Source organism: Curtobacterium sp. MCLR17_031, assembly GCF_003234775.2.
Classification (GTDB): Bacteria; Actinomycetota; Actinomycetes; order Actinomycetales; family Microbacteriaceae; genus Curtobacterium; species Curtobacterium flaccumfaciens.
Window position 1 is genome coordinate 3,581,331 of sequence record NZ_CP126270.1, and the last position, 17,400, is coordinate 3,598,730.

Consider the following 17,400-nt stretch of genomic DNA (forward strand, 5'->3'; position numbering starts at 1 on the left):
CGACCGGTCTGACCTGATCGTCTTCGTCGTATCGCGATGTGTTTACGATAGATCGGTAACTATCGCTCTGTCAAGGGGTACGTGCGCTCGGCCTGCTGTCGGTGGTGGCGGGCAGGATGGGACGGACCATGACGGACGTCTTCGAGCGCTTCTCCCCCGCGACCACCGAGTGGTTCCGCGGCGCCTTCGACGCACCGACGCCGGCGCAGGCCGGGGCGTGGGACGCCATCTCGACCGGGCAGCACGCACTCGTGATCGCCCCGACCGGCTCCGGCAAGACCCTGGCGTCGTTCCTGTGGTCGATCGACCGGCTCATCAGCGCGACGGACCGTCCACCGGCGAAGCAGCGCACGCGCGTGCTCTACGTCTCGCCGCTCAAGGCCCTGGGCGTCGACGTCGAGCGCAACCTGCGGAGCCCGCTCGTCGGCATCACCCAGACCGCACGCCGCCTCGGCACCGAACCGCCCGACGTCACGGTCGGTGTGCGCAGCGGTGACACCCCGTCGTCCGACCGCCAGAAGCTCCTGCGCCAGCCGCCGGACATCCTCATCACCACGCCCGAGTCGCTCTACCTGATGCTCACCTCGCAGGCGCGCGAGACCCTGGTGAACGTCGACACGGTCATCGTGGACGAGGTCCACGCGGTCGCCTCGACCAAGCGCGGCGCACACCTGGCCGTGTCGCTCGAGCGCCTCGACGACCTGCTCGACAAGCCCGTGCAGCGCATCGGGCTGTCCGCGACCGTCCGCCCACCGGAAGAGGTCGCCCGGTTCCTCGGCGGCCGTGCACCGGTGACGATCATCGCGCCGCCCGCGCAGAAGACCTTCGACCTGCGGGTCGTCGTGCCCGTCGACGACATGACCGAGCTCGGGGCGCCGCCGGTGGGTGCGGACGCGTCCGAGTCGCCGACGAACGGGTCGATCTGGCCGCACGTCGAAGAACGTGTCGTCGACCTGATCGAGGAACACCGCTCGACCATCGTGTTCGCGAACTCGCGGCGGCTGGCCGAACGACTCACGGCTCGGCTCAACGAGATCCACGAGGAACGCGTGCTCGCCGCCGCCGGTGACGGCGTGCTGGTGCCGGCGGGTGCGTCCCCGGACGACGACGGCCTGCCCGTGGCGCAGGGCCGACCGCAGTCACCGGCCCGCACCTCGGCGCACGCCGTCGCACCCCAGGGGGCCAAGCGCCCGCCGGCGCAGCTGATCGGCGGGTCCGGGCAGACCGGCGGCGGGGGCTCGGACGCCTCCGTCCCGGTGCTCGCCCGCGCACACCACGGCTCGGTGTCGAAGGACCAGCGCGCGATCATCGAGGACGACCTGAAGTCCGGCCGGCTGCGGTGCGTCGTCGCGACGAGCTCACTCGAGCTCGGCATCGACATGGGCGAGGTCGACCTGGTCGTCCAGGTCGAGGCGCCGCCCTCCGTCGCGAGCGGCCTGCAACGCGTCGGTCGTGCCGGCCACCAGGTGGGCGAGATCTCCCGCGGCGTGCTGTTCCCGAAGCACCGGGCCGACCTGGTCAACAGCGCGGTCACGGTCGAGCGGATGGTCACGGGTCAGATCGAGTCGATCTCGGTGCCGGCGAACCCGCTCGACGTCCTGGCGCAGCACACCGTGGCGGCCGGGGCGATCGACACCCTCGACGTCGAGCACTGGTTCGAGCTCGTGCGGCGGAGCGCCCCGTTCAGCGGTCTGCCCCGATCGGCGTTCGAGGCGACGCTCGACCTGGTCACGGGCCGGTACCCGAGCGACGAGTTCGCCGAACTCCGGCCACGGCTGGTCTGGGACCGCGTGCACGGCACCCTGACCGGGCGCCCCGGTGCGCAGCGACTCGCGGTGACGAGCGGCGGGACGATCCCCGACCGCGGCATGTTCGGCGTCTTCATGGTCGGCGAGAAGGCGTCCCGCGTCGGCGAACTCGACGAAGAGATGGTCTACGAGTCGCGCGTGGGCGACGTCTTCGCCCTCGGTGCGACGAGCTGGCGGATCGAGGAGATCACCCACGACCGCGTCGTCGTGAGCCCGGCGTTCGGGCAGCCCGGACGCGTGCCGTTCTGGAAGGGCGACGGCATCGGCCGGCCCGCCGAACTCGGCCGGGCGACCGGTGCGTTCGTGCGCGAGGTCGAGGGCGCGTCGGACGACGACGCCCGCGCCCGCGTCGCCGCCGGTGGACTGGACGAGCGCGCTATCACCAACCTGCTGACCTTCCTGCGCGACCAGCGCGCGGCCACCGGTCACGTGCCGAACGACACCACGCTCGTCATCGAGCGGTTCCGCGACGAGCTCGGGGACTGGCGGCTCATCCTGCACTCGCCCTACGGCATGCAGGTGCACGCGCCGTGGGCCCTGGCCGTCGCCGCACGGCTGCGCGAACGGCACGGCATCGACGGTGACGCGATGGCGGCCGACGACGGCATCGTCGTCCGCATCCCGGAGACCGACGCCGAGCCGCCGGGTGCCGACCTGTTCGTGTTCGAGCGCGACGACCTCGAGGCCCTGGTCACCGACGAGGTCGGGGGCTCGGCACTGTTCGCCGCGCGGTTCCGTGAGTGTGCGGCGCGCGCCCTGCTGCTGCCCCGACGGAACCCCGGGCAGCGGTCGCCGCTCTGGCAGCAGCGGCAGCGAGCCTCGCAGCTGCTCGAAGTCGCGCAGAAGTACCCGACGTTCCCGATCGTGCTCGAGACCGTGCGCGAGGTGCTGCAGGACGTCTACGACGTGCCCGCGCTGCTCGGGATCGCCGACGACATCGCCGGACGCCGGATCCGCCTGGTCGAGACGGAGACCGAGCAGCCGTCGCCGTTCGCCCGCTCGATCCTGTTCGGGTACGTCGCGGCCTTCATGTACGAGGGCGACACCCCGCTCGCCGAACGCCGGGCAGCGGCCCTGTCGCTCGACTCGACCCTGCTCGGCGAGCTGCTCGGACGTGCGGAGCTGCGCGAGCTGCTCGACCCGGCGGTCATCACCTCGGTGGAGCGCGACCTGCAGCGGCTGTCGCCGGACCGCCGTGCCCGTGACGCCGAGGGACTCGTGGACGTGCTGCGGCTCGTCGGCGCGCTCGACCTCGACGAAGCGGTCGACCGGAGCTGGCTCGCCGACGCGGCCGACCGTCCAGCGGCCACCGCCGAACTGCGCAGCACACTCCAGGTGTTGGAGCGCGACCGCCGGGTGCTCTCGTTCTCGCACGCCGGGGCGACGCGCTGGGCCGTGATCGAGGACGCCGCCCGCCTGCGCGACGCCCTCGGGGTCCCGCTGCCGATCGGTGTGCCGACGGCGTTCGTCGAGCCCGTGGCCGACCCCCTCGGCGACCTGATCGGCCGCTACGCCCGGTCGCACGGGCCGTTCTCCGCGCAGGAGGCCGCCGGTCGCCTCGGGCTGGGCATCGCCGTCGTGCAGGACACCCTGCGCCGACTCGTCGCCGACCGCCGGGTGGTGGAGGGCGAGTTCAGACCCGACCGCCAGGGTGCCGAGTGGTGTGACGCCGAGGTCCTGCGACGGATCCGCACGAAGTCCCTCGCAGCGCTGCGGCACGAGGTCGAACCGGTCTCGCCGGACACCCTCGCCCGGTTCCTGCCCGCGTGGCAGCACGTGCAGACCCCGGGGACCCGCGGCGGGCTCCGCGGCGTCGACGGCGTCCTGCAGGTGATCGACCAGCTCGCCGGGGTCGCCCTGCCCGCCAGCGCCTGGGAGACCCTGGTGCTGCCGTCCCGTGTCACCGACTACTCGACGAGCATGCTCGACGAACTCACCGCCACCGGCGAGGTCCTGTGGTCCGGCGGGGGCACCCTGCCGGGCAACGACGGCTGGGTGCGCCTGCACCTGGCCGACACCGCGGCGACGACGCTCGCCGAGCCCTCAGGTGACGAGACGACCGAGCTGCAGCGGGACGTGCTCGGCGCCCTGGCCGGCGGTGGCGCGTACTTCTTCCGGCAGCTCGGCCAGGCCGTGGGCAGCAGTGACGACCAGGCGCTCACCACCGCGCTGTGGGACCTGGTCTGGGCCGGGCAGATCACGAACGACACCTTCGCCCCGCTGCGCTCGATGCTCGGCGGCAAGGCGAAGAGCTCGAGTGCTCCGCGGGCTCGGGCCTATCGTGGCCGACGGCGTCCGACGATGCCGACGCAGTCCGGGCCGCCGTCCGTCGGGGGTCGCTGGTCGCTCCTGCCGCTGGCCGAGTCCGACTCGACCGTGCGGGCCGCGGCGACCGCCGAACAGCTGCTCGAACGCTACGGCGTCGTCACCCGCGGTGCCGTGCAGGTCGAAGGTGTCCGCGGCGGCTTCGCCGGGGTGTACCGGGTGCTCTCGCGGTTCGAGGAGTCCGGCCGGGCTCGTCGCGGGTACTTCGTCGAGGGGCTCGGCGCGGCGCAGTTCGCCACCGGCCCGACCGTCGACCGGCTGCGGACCTACGCCCGCGAACTCGGAGACGACGAGCGGGACGACCCGGACCGGAAGCGCGAGGCGCTCACACTCGCCGCGACCGACCCGGCGAACCCGTTCGGGGCCTCGTTGCCGTGGCCGACGGGCGACGCCGACCCCGGTCTCGTGGCCGACGACGTCGAAGCCGCCCCGCCTGAGACCGCGGTCGGCAGCGGTGCGAAGACGGCTCGGGGCCACCGGCCCGGGCGCAAGGCGGGTGCCCTCGTCACGACCGTCGACGGCAAGCTCACCGTGTACGTGGAGCGCGGCGGCAAGTCGGTGCTGACCTTCACCGACGACGCCGCCGACCTCGCTGCCGCGGCCGCCTCGATCGCCGGCATCGTCCGGACCGGGCTGCGGAAGCTCTCGGTCGAGCGGGTCGACGGGGACTTCGTGCTCGAGACGCCGCTCGGCGGCGCGCTCCGGGCCGCGGGGTTCGCGGCGACCCCGCAGGGGCTGCGGCTCCGTGTGTGAGGCGAGCCGCGCCTCCCGGCAGTGCAGCGACCACGTGCCGGAGGTGACCCGTGCCATCGGGACTGCGCGCGCGCACCCGTCGGAGGTGACCCGTGCCTGAAGGCGACACCGTCTACCGGGCTGCCCGCCGCCTGCACACCGCGCTGGCGGGCAAGGTCCTGACGAAGAGCGACTTCCGGGTCCCCGCGTTCGCGACGCTCGACCTGGTCGGCCGCACCGTCGACGAGGTCGTGCCCCGCGGCAAGCACCTGCTGCACCGCATCGGCGACCTGACCGTGCACTCGCACCTGAAGATGGAGGGCCGGTGGGACGTCTACGCGCCCGGTGACCGCTGGCGGCGCCCGGCCCACCAGGCCCGGGCGATCCTGGACGCCGAGGGGGTCTCGACCGTCGGCTTCGCCCTCGGGGTGCTCGATGTCGTGCCGCGCGACCAGGAGTCCGAGGTCGTCGGACACCTGGGGCCCGACCTGCTCGGCCCCGACTGGGACGCCGACCTGGCGCTCGCCAACCTGACCGAGGACCCCGAGCGCCCGGTCGGGCTGGCACTGCTCGACCAGCGGGTGCTGGCCGGGCTCGGCAACGTGTACCGGAACGAACTCTGCTTCCTGCGCGGGGTGCTGCCGACGCGTCCGGTCGGGCAGGTGCCGGACCCGGCGCGGACGATCACGCTCGCCAGCCGACTGATCCTGGCGAACCGCGACCGCAGCGCCCGCGTGACCACCGGCGTCGACCGCCCCGGGCGACGGTTCTGGGTCTACGGTCGCGCCGGCAAGCCGTGCCTGCGGTGCGGGACCCCGATCCGTCACGGCGAACTCGGTGACTCGGAACTCACCCTGCGTGACACCTACTGGTGTCCGCGCTGTCAGACCTGACGCCCGGGGTGCAGTCGCGACGACGCGGTCGCACGGACGGCGTCGGTGACCCGTTCGAGCAGGGGTGACGCCAGGTTCCAGCGCTGCCACCACAGCGCCACGTCGGCGTGCCGACCCGGAGCCAGCTCGACCAGGACGCCCCGGTCGATCGCCTCGAGGCACTGCGCCTCGGGCAGCAGCCCCCACCCGAACCCGAGCGTGACCGCACGGGCGAAGTCGGCGGAGGTCGGGACGAAGTGGCGCGGGCCTCCGGGAGCGTGGCCGAGGACCTGCCGCAGGTACCCCTGCTGCAGGTCGTCGTCGCGGTCGTAGTCGACGAGCGGGACCTCGTCGAGCCGCCGGAGCATCCGCCGCTCGGTGCCGGTGTCGCCGAGGTAGCGGGCGACGAACGCCGGGGACGCCACGGCCCGGTACCGGTCGATGCCGAGCGGCACCGACGAGCAGCCCTGGACCGGATCCGCCTCGGCCGTCACGGCACCCATCACCGTGCCGGCGCGGAGCAGTTCGGCGGTGCGGTCCTGGTCCTCGCGGTGCAGGTCGAAGACCACCTCGGTGTCGGCCCGCACGAGGGCGAGGGCGTCGAGGAACCAGGTGCCGAGCGAGTCGGCGTTCACGGCCAGCGGGATCGACGGCACCACCGATGATCCACCGCCGAGTGCTCGGGAGGTCTCCTCGTCGAGCAGCCGGACCTGCCGTGCGTGCCGGAGCACCACTGCTCCGTCCGCGGTCGGGCGCACCGGGGTGGTGCGCTGGAGCAGGACCCGGCCGACCTGCTGCTCCATCGACTTGATCCGCTGCGAGACCGCCGACGGGGTGATCGCCAGCGCACGGGCCGCCGCGTCGAGCGTGCCGTGGTCGACGGCGGCGAGCAGCGTCTCGAGGTGCTCGCGCTGGAACCGGGTCATGCAGCTGAGCTTACGGCGCTGCAGGAACGTGAGCTGTACTACACCACACGTCACGCTCTAACGTCGGACCGTGACCTCGCTCCTGCCCCTGCTCTCCGGCCTCGGCACCGGACTCGCACTGATCGTCGCGATCGGTGTGCAGAACACCTACCTGTTGCGCCTCGCCGTGAGCGCCGGGCTCCGGGTGGTGGCCGCGGCGGTCGTGGTGTGCGCCGCTTCGGATGCGCTGCTCATCGTCGCCGGGGTGCTCGGGGTCGGCGCCGTGGTCGAACGGTTCCCCGTGGCGCTCCTGGTGATCCGGTTCATCGGTGCCGCGTTCCTGCTCACGTACGGGGTGCTCGCGGCGCGGCGTGCGCTGCGGCCCTCGGGGGACGCGATGCGGGTCGCCGACGAGGCGACCGACGACCGGGTCGTGGGCGTCGCTGCGGGCGCGGGGGCGGGGGTCGACGCGACCGGGCGCACGACGGTGGCGGCGGGGCGGACGCGCACCGCGCCTCCCGGCCAGGTGGTGACCATGCGGACGGCCGTGCTGACCATGCTCGTCTTCACGTGGGCGAACCCGCACGTCTACCTGGACACGCTGGTGTTCCTCGGGTCGGTGGCGAACCAGCAGGGCGCGGACGACCGGTGGCTCTGGACGATCGGTGCCGTCGCGGCGAGCTGCCTGTGGTTCGGGGCCCTCGGGTTCGGTGGACGCCTGCTGCGACCGCTGTTCGAGAAACCGCTGACCTGGCGGGTGTTCGACGGGCTGGTCGCCGTCGTGATGCTCGCCTTCGGCGTGCTGCTGCTCGTCGGCGCGTAGCGGCGGCGGCGCGCATGGCGCACCGCGAAACGGACACAGCACCACGCGACCGCGCGGTGCTGTGTCCGGAAGCTGGTTCCGGCGAGGCGGAACCGCCCTACTGCATGCGCTGGCCGACGCGGCTGTGGCGACGGCTGTAGCCGAAGTAGATGACGAAGCCGATTGCCAGCCAGACGACGAACCGGAGCCAGGTCTCGACCTCGAGGTTCAGCATCAGCCAGAAGCACAGCACCGCCGAGATGATCGGCAGCACGGGCGACCACGGCACCCGGAAGGCCCGCGGGGCGTCGGGTCGCGAGCGACGCAGCACCACGATGCCGATCGACACCAGGACGAACGCGGACAGCGTGCCGATGTTGATCATGCCCTCGAGCTTGTCGACCGCGGTGAACCCGGCCAGCAGCGCCACGACGACACCGGCGACGACCTGCACGCGCACCGGTGTCTGCGTCTTCGGGTTGGTCTTCGAGAACCAGCGGGGCAGCAGGCCGTCGCGGCTCATCGAGAAGACGATGCGGGACAGCCCGAGCAGCAGCACCATGACGACGGTGGTCAGACCGATCAGGGAGCCGATGGCGATGATGCCGGCCGCCCACGGCAGCCCGACGATGTTGAACGCCGACGCCAGGGACGGTGTGTCCTCCTCGGCCAGGCGCTGGTACGAGACCATGCCGGTGATGACGATGCTGACGCCGACGTAGAGCAGGGTCACGATGCCGAGGCCGATGAAGATGCCGCGCGGCAGGGTCTTCTGCGGATTCTCGGTCTCCTCCGCGCTCGTGGCGACGACGTCGAAGCCGATGAAGGCGAAGAACACCAGGGACGCCGCGGCGAGCAGGCCGAAGACGCCGTACTGGGCGGGCTCCGCACCGGTGAACCACGACACGAGTGACTGCGTCCAGACGCTGCCCTCGGCACCCTTGGCGGGCTCGGCCGGCGGGATGAACGGGGTGAAGTTCGCGGCCTTGACGAAGAACGCACCGGCGACGATGACGAACACGACGATGGCGACCTTGATGACCGTGATGACCGCCGACACCCGCGACGACAGGCGGGTGCCGAAGGCGAGGAGCACCGTGAAGATCCCGACGATGAGCACCGGCCCCCAGGTGAAGGGGATCGGGCCGAGCTGGATCGTGCTCGGCAGGTCGACGCCGAACACCTTGAACGCTTCGCTGAGGTAGATGCCCCAGTACTTCGCGATCACGGCGCTGGCCGTGAGGGTCTCGAGGATGAGGTCCCAGCCCACGATCCAGGCGAGCAGCTCACCCATCGTGGCGTAGGTGAACGTGTACGCGGAGCCGGCGACGGGGATCGTCGACGCGAACTCGGCGTAGCACATGATCGCCAGGCCGCAGGTGACGGCGGCGAGCAGGAAGGAGATGATGACGCCGGGCCCCGCGAAGTTCGCGGCGGCGTTCGCGCCGACCGAGAAGATGCCGGCGCCGACGGCGACCGCGATCCCCATCGCGGCGATGTCGAACGTCTTCAGGGAGCGTTTCAGGGACCTGCCCTGCTCCTCGGAGTCGGCCAGGGAGGCCTCGATCGACTTGATGCGGAGCTTCGTTGCCATGGGGTGGATCCCGTCATCGGCTGGCGGCGGACCTCGGAAGGGTACTGGTGTACCACTGTGTCACGCAAAGCGTCCGCCCGGACGGTGGTCCGGTCCGGCGACGGCCGGGAGGCGCGGCGGCGGTCCGGCACGCACCGCTCGGGCGGCCGACGGGTGCGTCCAGGGCCGCGGTCGCGTCAGCGGCCGGCGCGCCAGTCCGCAAGGAACCGGGCTCCGGCCTCGTCGTGGATCACGCCGTCGGGCGCGGTGAGCACCGGGTAGGGCGTGGCCGGCACCCCGTCGGCGGGACGGACGTCGACGTGCGCGACCTCGTGGCCGTGGGCGTGCAGCCAGTCCGCCATGGCGTAGTCGCTGCGGGAGTCCCCCACGGTGCGCCAGGTGGCCGGGAGCTCGCCGTCCTGCCCGAGGAGCTCGAGCGAGCGCTCGGCCCCCAGGTCCTTGCCGCTGCGGTCGGACTCGACGTCGGTCGAGATGATCGTCGGGTCGATGCGCCACTGCACGGCACCGTCGGCGTCGGGCCGGACGTCGTCGAGGCGGCGGACACCGAGCCCGCGACGCTCGAGCGCGGCCATGGCCTTCGCGTCGAACTCCGGCTGGCGGGCCAGGTAGGTGGCGTTCGGCACCTCGACGCGCTGCTCGATCGACACCATGGCGCGCTTCGTCTCGTCGAAGAACACCAGGTCGGCGTACTCGTCGCGGACCAGCTCGCGCATCTCGTCGGCGTAGTCCCGCGGCAGCGCGAGGTCCTCGGCGACCGTCAGCTCGCCCATGCCGCCGTCGTACTGCGGACCGATCGAGCACCACACGGCACCCTTCTCGCAGACGGCGTGGACGCGGCCACCCTCGGCGAGGCCCCCGGCGAGCAGCGGACCGACGACCTCGGAGCGGATGAAGGCGTCGCTGCGGCCGGTGTTGAAGACGATCGGGATGCCCTCGGCGGCGAGCGCGACGAGGTCCGCGACGATGCTCGGGATCGCGATGGTGCGGGAGACCGGGCTGGCGATGGGCCCGTCGACGTCGAGCAGGAGACCGAGGCGGGGTGCGTTCACCCGCCCATCCTCTCGCAGTCAGCTGCTGGGCGAGACGATCCGGCTCCGGACGCGGTCGATCAGGGCTCCGAGGGCCGCCGGAGCGGGGACGTGTCCCTGCCCGGGCACCTCGGCGTACTCGGAACCGGGCACCGCGTCGACGAGGGCGCGGGCGGCTCGTCGCATCCACTCGAGTCCGTCGCCACCGGCGCCGACGAGCACCGGTACGCCGACCGCGGCGGCGACGCGCTCCGGCACGGCGAGGCCGTTGAGCACCCGGACCTCGCGGCTGAGCACGTGGGCGTCGACGACCAGGGAGCGCCAGAGCGACCCCTTGAGCCGCAGGGCCGTGACCTGGCCCATCGGGACCCCGAGCACCTGGGTCAGGAACCCGCGGACGGCCTGGGCCCGGCGGCCGGCACCGACGTGTTCGTCGAGCAGGTCGGCGAACACGACGTCGTCGGCGTGCGGGTCGACCGAGGCGCGGTACGGCGGTTCCCACAGGACGGCACCGTCGACGGGCAGTCCGGTGGCGAGCCCGTGCAGGACGACGCCGGCGCCGACGCAGATGCCGACGGCGGTGGTCGGTGCGCCGATGCTCTCGACGACGGCGCGCAGGTCGTCGACCTCGCGCTCGATCGCCCACGTCGCGGAGTCACCGCTGGCACCACGGCCACGGCGGTCGTAGGTCACCACGCGGTGGGTCGAGCCGAGCTCGGCGACCACACGGTCGAGGTACGGGGTCCCCCGGTGGTCGAAGGCACCGCCCACGACGACGACCGCCGGCCCGTCCCCTGCCTCGGAGACGGCGATGGTGGTGCCGTCGGAGGAGACGACCGTTCGGTCGACTGGAGGGAGCATGGGGTCCTTTGCGGGCTGTCGACGGCGATGCGTCGGGCCTCGGAGGGGACCGTGCGGATTACCGGTCCTCCGAGTGTCGCAGGCGTGGGAGTCCGTGTCTCCCCCCGCTTCCAGGGGCAGAACCCGGTCGCTCGACACCGTGGTGGTCGCCGTGCCATCCTGTTTGAGTACACCTGTACTCAAACGAACACCGCCACCGCCTCGGGGAACCATGACACTCATCGCCATCATCGCCTGCGAGATCGCCTTCTGGGTCGCGATCCTCGGCGGCCTGACCACCCGGTACCTGCTGCGACGGCCGCGCACAGGTGCGGCGATGCTCGTCGCGGCACCCGTGATCGACGTCGTGCTGCTCGCGGTCGTCACGGTCGACCTGCTCGGTGGCGGAACCGCGTCGTGGCACCACGGACTCGCGGCGATCTACATCGGCTTCTCGGTCGCGTACGGGCACCGGATGATCGCGTGGGCGGACGTCCGGTTCACGCACCGGTTCGCCGGGGGTCCCGCACCGGAACGCCTGAGTGGACGGCGGTACACGGCCCGGTGCTGGGGCGACGTGCTGCGGACCGGGCTCGCCGTGCTGATCGCCGGTGGGATCATCGGTGCGCTCGTCCTCGTCGTCGGGGACCCGGAGCGCACGGACGAGCTGCAGGGCACGGTCGCACTGCTCGGGGTCGTCCTGGGCGTCGAACTGCTGTGGGCGATCAGTTACACGATCTGGCCGCGCCGAGTCACCACCGCAGCCGCGGACCCGGCCGGAGCATCGAGCCAGCCGTAGGCTGACCCGGTGCCCCGCCGTGTCGACCTCGAGGAACGGGGATCCCTGGTGGCCGCGGCCTGCCTGCGGATCCTGGAGCGGGACGGCCTGAGCGCACTGTCGGTGCGGAACGTCGCGGACGAGGCCGGCATCGCTCCGGCATCACTCCGTCGCGTGTTCCCCACGCAGGACGCCCTGCGCGAGCACTGCCTGACGATCATCGAGGAACGGGTCACCGCTCGGCTCGCCGCTCTGCGTTCGACGGGTCGTGCGCTCGCACTGGACGTCCTCGCCCAGGTGCTGCCGCTCGATGCCGAGCGCACGACCGAGATCCTGGCGCAGGTACAGCTCGGCGTGCTCGCGCGCACCGACGAACACCTGGCTGCGAGTGCCCGACGCCTGAACGACGGGGTCCGCCGGGTGTGCACCCGGGCGCTGGAGATCCTGCGCGAGGACGGCGGCTTCGGCGACGGTCGCGACCTGACCGACGAAGCCGACCGGCTGCACGCGCTGATCGACGGGCTGGCGGTCGAGCACACGTGGGATCCCGCGGCACGGGCGCCCGAGCGGGTCCTGGCGCTCGTCGAGCTGCACGTGGACAGCCTGCGCGGCGCGATCGCCTGACGTCTGCCGGCTGCCGCCCGACGCCTCAGCGATCCCGGTAGACCTCGCGCCGGTGCCCGGCGTCGACGACCACCACGACGAGCTTGCCGTCGTCGATCCGGTAGATCAGCCGGTAGTCCCCCGAGCGGACCCGCCACCCGGGCCGGTTCACGAGCTTGCGTGCAGCGGGCGGCCGAGGGTGCTCGGCGAGGATCGCGAGGAGCCCCTCGATCCGCCGCCGCCCGTCGAGCGGGAGCTTGCGGATGACGCGTTGCGCGGCCGGGATGACCTCGACCGAGTACGTCACCCGAGACCGAGTTCGCGCTTGAGGTCGTCCCACTTGACGTTCTCGCCACCGATGCGGGCGCTCTCGGCGACGGCTTCGTCGTAGGCGACCAGGTCGTCCAGGTCCTCCGCCGCCTCGAGCAACCGGTCGAGGACGGCCGCGTCGACCACGGCTGCGACGCGCTTGTTGCGCCGGGTCAGGTAGACGGGTTCGTGCCGGGCGTCGTCGATGATCGACGCCAGGCGGCCACGGGCTTCGGAGATCGACACTTCGCTCACCTGTACATTCTAGAGCGTTTTGTACAAGTCAGACGAGTGCCGTGGTGCCGACCGACTCCCGTTCGAGCAGGGACCGCTTGACGTCGAGCCCCCACGCGAAGCCGCCGAGCGTGCCGTCCGAGCGCAACACCCGGTGGCATGGGACGAAGAGCGCCGGGGCGTTCCGGGCGCACACGCTCGCCGCCGCCCGCACGGCGTCGGGCCGGCCCATCGCCGCCGCGAACCCGGTGTAGGTCAGGGTGCCGCCGGCGGGGATCCGGCGGAGCTGGCGCCACCCCTCGGTGAACAGCTCCGTACCGAACTCGCGCACGGGCACCTGCATGGCGTGCTCGACCTCGCCCGAGTAGAAGGCGTCGACCGCGTCGGCCGAGGCGACCACGCCGTCGAGCACCCGGTCGGGGCGGTGGTGGTCGGCCAGACGGGCCAGGATCCGCTCGACGGAGTCGGTCCACCCGGACGCGAGGACCCTGCCCTCGGCGTCTTCGAGCACGGTGAACGCCCCGTCGGGGGTGTCCAGGGTCTGGATGGTTGCGTCGGTCATCGGTCGTCCTTCCGGGGGTCCTCTGAGGCACGGGCTGCACGGGCACCGGCGGTCGTGGTCATCGCGCGGTCGATGATCGGTCGCCAGCAGTGCATCGTGAGGTAGCTCCGCCAGGGGGCCACCTGCTCCGACCATAGGGAGAGCTCGCGCGCCGTTTCGGGCAGCCCGAGTTCCTGTGCACCGTTCCGCACGGCGAGGTCGCTGTGGAGGAAGATGTCGGGGTGGTGCCGGACCCGCAGCGCGACGTAGTCGGCGGTCCACGGTCCGATGCCCTTCACCGCGAGGAGTCCGTCGCGCAGGTCACCGAGGGACTGCCCACCGTCCACCACCAGGGACCCGTCGGCGAGCGCGGCGGCCACCCGCAGGATCGTGTCGACGCGGGCGGCCGGGCCGCGCAGCACCTCGTGCCCGCGTTCGGCGATCACCGCCGCCGACGGGAAGAGCAGCCCGCCGGGCCGGATGGCGTCCGGCACCGTCGCGCCGAGTGCGGCCACGAGCCGGGTCTGCGCCGTGCGCGCCGCGGCCACCGAGACCTGCTGCCCGATCAGGGTGCGGAACACGATCTCGTGCGCGTCCACCGCGCCGGGGAGCCGGAGGCCGGGCACCCGTGCGACGGGGCCGGCGAGCTCGGGCACGGCTCCGAGGACGGCGTCGACGGCGACCGGGTCGGCGTCGAGGTCGAACAGCGCACGCACCCTCGCCACGAGCGCGGGCAGGTCGGAGAGGTCGGTGACCCGCACGCGCAGGTCGATCCCGGTGCCCCGCCCGGCCACGTCGGGGACGGCGGCCGACGCGCTGAACCAGCCCGGGCCTCCAGGCAGGTCGACCAGCCGCCCGTACGACGTGACCCGACCGGTGGAGTCGGTGTCCACCTGCTCCGTGCCCGGCAGGGCGTGCAGCGCGTGCCAGTCGAGCAGGCCCTGCGCGTCGAAGGGTGCCCGGGCCGGCAGGTGGACGTGCAGTGCCCCGTCGCCGCCGTCCGTGGCACCGTCGCCTCGCCCGGACCGACGTGCGCGGAGCTCCGTCGGGGTGACGGCGAAGACCTCACGCACGGTGTCGTTGAACTGCCGGACGCTGGCGAAGCCCGCGGCGAACGCGACGTCGGCGACGGGCAGGTCGGACGAGGTGAGCAGGGTCCGCGCGGTCTGCGCCCGGTGCGCCCGGCTGAGCGCCTTCGGCCCGGCACCGAGCTCGGCCGTCATGATGCGGTTGAGCTGCCGCTCCGAGTAGCCCACGCGCGCGGCGAGCCCGGGGACGCCGTCACGCTCGACGACACCGTCGAGGACGAGTCGCATCGCTCGGCCGGCGACGTCCTCGCGCAGGTCCCACTCGGGGCTGCCGGGGGTCGCCTCGGGCAGGCAGCGCTTGCAGGCGCGGAAGCCGGCCAGGTGCGCTGCGGCGCTCGTGCGGTAGAAGGTGACGCCCGAGACCCTCGGCGTGCGCGCCGGGCAGCTGGGCCGGCAGTAGATGCCGGTGGAGTGCACGGCGGTGACGAACTGGCCGTCGAACCGCGCGTCGCGCGAGGCGACGGCGCGGTGCCGTTCGGCGTGCAGCGCGTCCGGCTGCGCGTCGGTGTCCGGGGTGGTCATGGGCTCAGCCTGACATGCGCCGCCGACGTCGACTGGCGGGAATCGGACGGAGCAGCGCACGGCCGGGAGGCCCGGCTAGCGTTGGCCGGGTGACTTCCGCAGACGACGTGGCCGGTCTCGACGACCTGCCGTTCCGGACCGAGGTCGAGGTCGCGCTGCTGCTCGTCTCGCCGCGGCACCGGTACGAGGGACGCCCGGCCGACGGCGCGCTGCCGGTGGGCGCGGACGATCCGGACGAGTCACGCGACCGGATCGAACTGCGGGCCGGGCTGGGCATCGTCGGCGACCGGTACTTCGCGGCCCGGGCGCACGTGCACGCCTCGGTCACGGTGATCGGCCTGGAGGGTCTCGAGGCCGTCGGCGCGGCGATCGGGGCGACCGTCGACCCCGCTGCGACCCGGCGGAACGTGTTCCTCCGCGGTGCCGACGTCGAGGCGCTGCGGGGCGAGCCGTTCTCGCTCGAGAGCGTGCTTCCCGGTGGCGACGGCAGCGGCACCCTTGGCCGTGCAGTCCGGTTCCGTGGCTACCGGGCGGCGAACCCCTGCGCCTGGATGGACCACGAGGTGGCGCCCGGGGCGTTCCGGGCGATGCGCGGCCGGGGCGGCGTGCGGTGCGATCCGGAGTCCGACGGTGTGCTCACCCTCGGACCCGCGGTGCTCCGCACGGCCCGCCCCGTGGCGCTCGGCTGACGCGGTCGCCGGGCGGGGCGACCGTCCTGCGCCGGCCGAGACCCGGCTCAGGCGGCGCAGTGCTCAGGCGGTGAGGGCGCTCTCGATCGCGTCGACGAACGCCGGCAGGTCGTCCGGGGTGCGGGAGGTGATGAAGCCGCCGTCGACCTGGACCTCTTGGTCGACCCACTCGGCTCCGGCGTTGCGCAGGTCGGTCTGCAGCGACGGGAACGACGTGACGGTCTTGCCCGACAGCACGCCCGCCTCGACGAGGGTCCACGGGCCGTGGCAGATCGCCGCGACCGGCTTGCTCGCCTCGGCGAAGGCCTGTACGAGCGTCGCCGCGCGGGACTCCTGGCGCAGCGTGTCGGCGTTGATCGTGCCGCCGGGGATGACGAGGGCGTCGAAGTCCTTCGCGTCGACACCGGCGATGGTGGTGTCCGGCTCGAGCGTCTGCCCCGGGTCCTTGTCACCGACCAGGGTCTGGATCGTGCCGGTCTCCTTCGCCGCCACGGTCACCGAGGCACCGCGCTCACGCAGCTGCTCGGTGGGGACGACGATCTCGTCCTGCTCCACGCCGTAGTTCGTCGTGATGACGAGGATCTTCTTGCCGTCGAGGGTTGCCATGATCCGCTCCTTCCGCGGCCCGGTCGTTCCGGCCGCACATCCGAGGGTCGTCGGGGTCGGCTGGGCAGGCCTCCAGGGGCGGCTCGGGGGTCCACTCGGGCGGTCGGGCGGGCGGTCGCGACACCCCGCTCACGTCCGCCGGGCGGTCGCGAAGCGTCGGCTGGCGGCGGCGCAGCCGACGGTTCCCGCCCACTCGGCGCAGGCCGGGCGGGGTGTCCTGACCGGCCGGCGAGGCGACGTGGACGCGCCCACGGTCGGCCTGGAGGCGCAGTGCGAGCCCGCCACGGGCCTCCAGGCCGCCACCCGGTCGGTCGCGACTCCCCGCTCACGTCCGCCGGACGGTCACGAAGCGTCGGCTGGCGGCGGCGCAGCCGACGGTCCCTGACCACGCGGCGCGCGCCGGGCGGGGTGTCCTGACCGACGGCAGACCGCCAGCCGGGCAGGACGGGCGCCGCGCTCAGCCGCGGATACGGAAGGCCCCGCCGTCGCGCTCGACGGTCAGGCCGTCGTACCCGTGCACTCGGTGCAGGCCGGCCGTCACCGGGTGCTCGAGGGGCCCGACGACGACCGTGGTCGCGCCGGAGGCGATGGCGGACTCCAGTCCGGCCGGGGCGTCCTCGAACGCCACGCAGTCGGTCGGGTCGACCCCGAGCAGAGCAGCCCCGCGCAGGTAGCCGTCGGGGTGGGGCTTGCCGTGCTCGACGTCCTCCGAGGGCACGAAGGCCTCGGGCACGGCGAACCCGGCGGCGGCCATCCGGCCCGCGGCGAGGTCACGCGGGGCACTCGTCACGAGGGCCACCGGGACGCTGAGTTCGACGAGCCGCTGCACGAAGGCGACGGCGCCGGAGATCTCGAGGATGCCCTCGGTGCTCGCGGTCTCCTCGGCGACGAGCTCCGCCGCGATCCGCTGCTGCTCGGCCAGGGGCAGGTCGGGCAGGAAGCGCCGCAGGGTGTCGATCGCCTGCCGTCCGTGCGAGAACGCGAGGATCTCGTCAGGGTCGATGCCGTTCGCGTTCCCGAACCGGGTCCAGGTCGCCTCGACCACCGCGGTCGAGTCGACGAGGGTCCCGTCCATGTCGAAGAGGACCCCGGACGCCACGATGTCGATCACGCGCCCGACCCTA

16 protein-coding genes are annotated in these 17,400 nt (G+C 73.0%); 6 read left to right on the plus strand and 10 right to left on the minus strand.

The genetic code is table 11. The annotated features are described in order from the left end of the window. The first annotated feature begins 128 nt into the window (after window positions 1–128). Both DEI96_RS16965 and DEI96_RS16970 read left to right on the plus strand, forming a co-directional pair. Window positions 129–4,886, plus strand: a complete 4,758-nt coding sequence (locus DEI96_RS16965; RefSeq protein WP_111023257.1) for an Lhr family ATP-dependent helicase — start codon at window positions 129–131, stop codon at window positions 4,884–4,886. Window positions 4,887–4,978: 92 nt separating this feature from the next. After that, window positions 4,979–5,758, plus strand: coding sequence for an Fpg/Nei family DNA glycosylase (locus DEI96_RS16970; RefSeq protein WP_111023256.1), 780 nt, complete (start codon window positions 4,979–4,981; stop codon window positions 5,756–5,758). On the opposite strand, the gene DEI96_RS16975 is transcribed toward DEI96_RS16970, so the two are convergent. After that, window positions 5,749–6,663 carry a LysR family transcriptional regulator ArgP gene (locus tag DEI96_RS16975; RefSeq protein ID WP_111023255.1) on the minus strand — a complete coding sequence of 305 codons (915 nt, stop codon included), beginning with the start codon at window positions 6,661–6,663 and terminating at the stop codon, window positions 5,749–5,751. The genes DEI96_RS16970 and DEI96_RS16975 overlap by 10 nt on opposite strands. A gap of 70 nt (window positions 6,664–6,733) precedes the next feature. Between DEI96_RS16975 and DEI96_RS16980 the strand changes: the two genes are divergently transcribed. Continuing rightward, a complete protein-coding gene (locus tag DEI96_RS16980) occupies window positions 6,734–7,465 on the plus strand; it encodes a LysE/ArgO family amino acid transporter (protein ID WP_284183619.1) in 732 nt (243 codons plus the stop codon). A gap of 97 nt (window positions 7,466–7,562) precedes the next feature. On the opposite strand, the gene DEI96_RS16985 is transcribed toward DEI96_RS16980, so the two are convergent. The 3 genes from DEI96_RS16985 to DEI96_RS16995 all read right to left on the minus strand — a co-directional run bounded on the left by DEI96_RS16985 (window position 7,563) and on the right by DEI96_RS16995 (window position 10,927). Then, window positions 7,563–9,038 (minus strand): APC family permease, encoded by a 1,476-nt coding sequence (locus DEI96_RS16985; RefSeq protein ID WP_110863247.1) that lies wholly within the window; start codon window positions 9,036–9,038, stop codon window positions 7,563–7,565. Window positions 9,039–9,214: 176 nt separating this feature from the next. Then, window positions 9,215–10,087 carry an HAD family hydrolase gene (locus DEI96_RS16990; protein WP_111023324.1) on the minus strand — a complete coding sequence of 291 codons (873 nt, stop codon included), beginning with the start codon at window positions 10,085–10,087 and terminating at the stop codon, window positions 9,215–9,217. A gap of 18 nt (window positions 10,088–10,105) precedes the next feature. After that, the gene (locus tag DEI96_RS16995) at window positions 10,106–10,927 is read right to left on the minus strand and encodes an alpha/beta fold hydrolase (RefSeq protein ID WP_110863248.1); all 822 of its coding nucleotides are present in this window, start codon (window positions 10,925–10,927) and stop codon (window positions 10,106–10,108) included. Between the two features lie 211 nt (window positions 10,928–11,138). Between DEI96_RS16995 and DEI96_RS17000 the strand changes: the two genes are divergently transcribed. Together DEI96_RS17000 and DEI96_RS17005 are read left to right on the plus strand one after the other, a co-directional pair. Then, the gene (locus DEI96_RS17000) at window positions 11,139–11,705 is read left to right on the plus strand and encodes a hypothetical protein (RefSeq protein WP_111023325.1); all 567 of its coding nucleotides are present in this window, start codon (window positions 11,139–11,141) and stop codon (window positions 11,703–11,705) included. A gap of 9 nt (window positions 11,706–11,714) precedes the next feature. After that, on the plus strand, window positions 11,715–12,308 hold the full coding sequence (locus DEI96_RS17005) for a TetR/AcrR family transcriptional regulator (RefSeq protein ID WP_111023326.1): 594 nt from the start codon (window positions 11,715–11,717) through the stop codon (window positions 12,306–12,308). 25 nt (window positions 12,309–12,333) lie between these two features. On the opposite strand, the gene DEI96_RS17010 is transcribed toward DEI96_RS17005, so the two are convergent. From DEI96_RS17010 to DEI96_RS17025, 4 genes are read right to left on the minus strand one after another with little or no spacing between them, the layout of a single operon-like run. Then, entirely contained in the window at window positions 12,334–12,594 is a 261-nt protein-coding gene (locus DEI96_RS17010) for a type II toxin-antitoxin system RelE family toxin (protein ID WP_017885834.1), read from the minus strand. Next, window positions 12,591–12,851, minus strand: a complete 261-nt coding sequence (locus tag DEI96_RS17015; RefSeq protein ID WP_027466775.1) for a type II toxin-antitoxin system Phd/YefM family antitoxin — start codon at window positions 12,849–12,851, stop codon at window positions 12,591–12,593. The genes DEI96_RS17010 and DEI96_RS17015 overlap by 4 nt, the downstream gene beginning before the upstream one ends. 28 nt (window positions 12,852–12,879) lie before the next feature. Next, window positions 12,880–13,392, minus strand: a complete 513-nt coding sequence (locus DEI96_RS17020; RefSeq protein WP_111023327.1) for a methylated-DNA--[protein]-cysteine S-methyltransferase — start codon at window positions 13,390–13,392, stop codon at window positions 12,880–12,882. Next, on the minus strand, window positions 13,389–14,981 hold the full coding sequence (locus DEI96_RS17025; RefSeq protein WP_111023328.1) for an AlkA N-terminal domain-containing protein: 1,593 nt from the start codon (window positions 14,979–14,981) through the stop codon (window positions 13,389–13,391). The genes DEI96_RS17020 and DEI96_RS17025 overlap by 4 nt, the downstream gene beginning before the upstream one ends. A gap of 89 nt (window positions 14,982–15,070) precedes the next feature. Between DEI96_RS17025 and DEI96_RS17030 the strand changes: the two genes are divergently transcribed. Further along, window positions 15,071–15,670 (plus strand): molybdenum cofactor biosysynthesis protein, encoded by a 600-nt coding sequence (locus DEI96_RS17030; protein WP_244993278.1) that lies wholly within the window; start codon window positions 15,071–15,073, stop codon window positions 15,668–15,670. Between the two features lie 63 nt (window positions 15,671–15,733). Here DEI96_RS17030 and DEI96_RS17035 read toward each other — a convergent pair whose 3' ends face one another. Further along, window positions 15,734–16,276, minus strand: coding sequence for a type 1 glutamine amidotransferase domain-containing protein (locus DEI96_RS17035; RefSeq protein WP_071245566.1), 543 nt, complete (start codon window positions 16,274–16,276; stop codon window positions 15,734–15,736). 457 nt (window positions 16,277–16,733) lie between these two features. After that, window positions 16,734–17,387 (minus strand): HAD-IA family hydrolase, encoded by a 654-nt coding sequence (locus DEI96_RS17040; RefSeq protein WP_111023330.1) that lies wholly within the window; start codon window positions 17,385–17,387, stop codon window positions 16,734–16,736. Between the last annotated feature and the right edge of the window lie 13 nt (window positions 17,388–17,400).

Excerpts from the sequence above, each read along its gene's own strand:
- DEI96_RS16965 (WP_111023257.1), top strand. The coding sequence starts at position 129 with ATGACGGACGTCTTCGAGCGCTTCTCCCCCGCGACCACCGAGTGGTTC.
- DEI96_RS16975 (WP_111023255.1), bottom strand. The coding sequence starts at position 6,663 with ATGACCCGGTTCCAGCGCGAGCACCTCGAGACGCTGCTCGCCGCCGTC.
- DEI96_RS16985 (WP_110863247.1), bottom strand. The coding sequence starts at position 9,038 with ATGGCAACGAAGCTCCGCATCAAGTCGATCGAGGCCTCCCTGGCCGAC.
- DEI96_RS16995 (WP_110863248.1), bottom strand. The coding sequence starts at position 10,927 with ATGCTCCCTCCAGTCGACCGAACGGTCGTCTCCTCCGACGGCACCACC.
- DEI96_RS17000 (WP_111023325.1), top strand. The coding sequence starts at position 11,139 with ATGACACTCATCGCCATCATCGCCTGCGAGATCGCCTTCTGGGTCGCG.
- DEI96_RS17020 (WP_111023327.1), bottom strand. The coding sequence starts at position 13,392 with ATGACCGACGCAACCATCCAGACCCTGGACACCCCCGACGGGGCGTTC.
- DEI96_RS17025 (WP_111023328.1), bottom strand. The coding sequence starts at position 14,981 with ATGACCACCCCGGACACCGACGCGCAGCCGGACGCGCTGCACGCCGAA.
- DEI96_RS17035 (WP_071245566.1), bottom strand. The coding sequence starts at position 16,276 with ATGGCAACCCTCGACGGCAAGAAGATCCTCGTCATCACGACGAACTAC.